This is a genomic window from Pseudomonas sp. KK4, from assembly GCF_001984065.1.
GTDB lineage: Bacteria > Pseudomonadota > Gammaproteobacteria > Pseudomonadales > Pseudomonadaceae > Aquipseudomonas.
Genome location: NZ_LYVP01000237.1, coordinates 1 through 1,852, shown reverse-complemented (window position 1 = coordinate 1,852; position 1,852 = coordinate 1). Strand labels below are relative to the sequence as shown.

The 1,852-nt window shown below is 62.3% G+C and carries 2 protein-coding genes; both read right to left on the bottom strand.

Going from position 1 to position 1,852, the window contains the following annotated elements; translation table 11 throughout:
• Positions 1–61 precede the first annotated feature (61 nt).
• Positions 62–901, bottom strand: coding sequence for an urease accessory protein UreD (locus B0W55_RS29265; protein ID WP_077049369.1), 840 nt, complete (start codon positions 899–901; stop codon positions 62–64).
• Positions 902–1,057: 156 nt separating this feature from the next.
• The gene (urtE, locus tag B0W55_RS29260; protein WP_008031204.1) at positions 1,058–1,756 is read right to left on the bottom strand and encodes an urea ABC transporter ATP-binding subunit UrtE; all 699 of its coding nucleotides are present in this window, start codon (positions 1,754–1,756) and stop codon (positions 1,058–1,060) included.
• Positions 1,757–1,852 lie beyond the last annotated feature (96 nt).

Here is a 1,852-nt window from a genome sequence, read left to right as displayed (position 1 = left end):
ATCAATGTTGTTTGATACACCGCATTCGCGAGCAAGCCCGCTCCCACATTCGGATCGCGTTTCAGGTGCTCCATATTCGGGGCGGGACCGCTTCCCGGCCGAGCAACGCCGGCCTGAGCAATCGCCATAATTCGATCAGCCAGCCGCGCGCCAGCAGCGCTTCACTGGCCAGGCACCGCGCAACCAGCAGGCCGGGCAACTGGGTCAAATCCCCGCGCACGTCATTGGGCAGCGAGCGGCAGGTTTCCAGCAATTCGCTGTCAATTTCCCCGGTCACCAGCAAGGTGGCGAATACCGGTTGCCCGTCCAGCCCGATCGGTGAATCGAGCAAACCGTCGTTCCCCACAATGCGCTGGCGTTCGTGCCAGAGCAACTGGCCGTCGCGACGGATATCCAGGCGGGCCTGGAAGTGCCCGAGGTCGAAGCGTTCGCCGCTGGCCGGGCGACCCAGGGCCACCACGTCCCAGTAGAACAACCGGGCATCGCCTTCAAGGTCGATCACCGTGCTGAGCTCGGCCTGCGCCGCACTGAAAATGATCGTTTCCTGGGGCAGCCATTCCAGGGTCGCGCCGGCGGCCACGTTCAATTGCAATTGCTGATAGGCCGGACCGGCTGCTCGATACCACTTGGCCGCCCCAGGGCTGGTTATCTGCGCCCAGGCCTCGCGGCCGACACTGGCCGAGATGTCCAGCCGATCGCCCCCGGCAATCCCGCCCGGCGGGTGCACGATGATGTGCTGGCACACCTCGGGGCCTTCGGCATACAGGTGTTTCTGCACCCGCAGCGGGCCTTGGTGCCGGCGCTGAGCCGGGCGCGTACTGTCGCCGAAACGGGCGTAGCCCAGTTCCAGTTCGGCGTGCCAACTGGGGGTGAACAAGGCGCCGGAAGCGGGAAGAGTCATAGTCAGTGCTTGTTGTGATGTCATCAAAACGATTGCAAAGGCTGTGCCGCCAGCTATTTCAAGCAGGATGAGGGGGGTGATGGGTTTTGCGCACCAATGTGGCGCACCGGAGAAATCCGAGTGCGACAAATTGGTGCTGTGCGTGATCGGGACGGCTCAAATGGTGACCAGTCCGCGCACCCCTTCGGCTTCCATGTTTTCGCCGCGCCCCTGTTGCACGATCTCGCCCCGGGACATCACCAGGTATTGATCGGCCAGTTCGGCAGCGAAGTCGTAGAACTGCTCCACCAGTAGAATCGCCATGTCGCCCCGAGCCGCGAGCTTCTTGATCACGGCACCGATCTCCTTGATCACCGAAGGCTGGATGCCTTCGGTGGGTTCGTCGAGGATCAGCAGACGCGGGCGGCTGGCCAGTGCGCGGCCGATGGCGAGTTGCTGTTGCTGACCACCGGACAGGTCGCCGCCGCGCCGTTGTTTCATTTGCAGCAACACCGGGAACAGCTCGTAGATGAACGCTGGCACTTCCTTCGCTTCACTGCCAGGAAAACGCGACAAGCCCATCAGGAGGTTTTCTTCCACGGTCAGCCGACCGAAGATCTCGCGGCCCTGGGGCACGTAGGCAATCCCGGCATGCACCCGCTGATGCGGCTTGAAAGTGGTGATCGGTTTGCCCTCCCAATTCACCGCACCCTCCTTGGCCGGCAACAGGCCCATCAGGCACTTGAGCAGGGTGGTCTTGCCCACGCCATTGCGCCCGAGCAGGCAAGTGACTTCACCGACCTTCACGTCAAACGTCAGGCCGCGCAGGATGTGGCTTCCGCCGTAATACTGGTGCAGCTTGTCGACTTGCAGCATTTGCTGAATCTCCTCAAAACCCCCTGTGGGAGCGGGCTTGCTCGCGAATGCGGTGTGTCATTGGACATCAATGTTGTTTGATACACCGCATTCGCG

Excerpts from the sequence above, each read along its gene's own strand:
- B0W55_RS29265 (WP_077049369.1), bottom strand. The coding sequence starts at position 901 with ATGACTCTTCCCGCTTCCGGCGCCTTGTTCACCCCCAGTTGGCACGCC.
- urtE (WP_008031204.1), bottom strand. The coding sequence starts at position 1,756 with ATGCTGCAAGTCGACAAGCTGCACCAGTATTACGGCGGAAGCCACATC.